At 50.9% G+C, this 397-nt stretch carries 1 pseudogene; it reads left to right on the forward strand.

Annotation, left to right across the window (positions count from 1 at the left end):
• Window positions 1-75: 75 nt before the first annotated feature.
• Window positions 76-397 (forward strand): annotated as a pseudogene (locus M3677_RS17700) (hypothetical protein); the annotation flags it as partial.

Below are 397 nucleotides of genomic sequence, written 5' to 3' on the forward strand. Positions count from 1 at the left end.
GGTCAATTGACCATGAAAAGCCCGGAACTGCGGACTTTCCACCTCGTTTAAGAAAAGATTTACGATTTCAATCACTTGGCGTTAACTGCATATTTACCCTACCCGGTAACCATAAGGACAAGTTTTTTGCGTCCACAGGTAATCGAGTATCCCATGTCTCTTGTACGTCTTGCACATGAGTTGCCCATTGAGGCTCCGCGTACCGCCTGGCTTGACTCCATCATCAAAGGTGATTGCGTCGCGGCTCTGGAACGCCTGCCGGATCATTCCGTGGACGTCATTTTTGCCGATCCTCCCTTTAATCTCCAGCTTGGCGGCGATTTGCATCGCCCTGACCAGTCGATGGTCAGCGCAGTTGACGATCACTGGGATCAGTTCGAGAGCTTTCAGGCCTATG

The sequence above is a fragment of the Curtobacterium sp. P97 genome (assembly GCF_023712445.1).
GTDB lineage: Bacteria > Actinomycetota > Actinomycetes > Actinomycetales > Microbacteriaceae > Curtobacterium.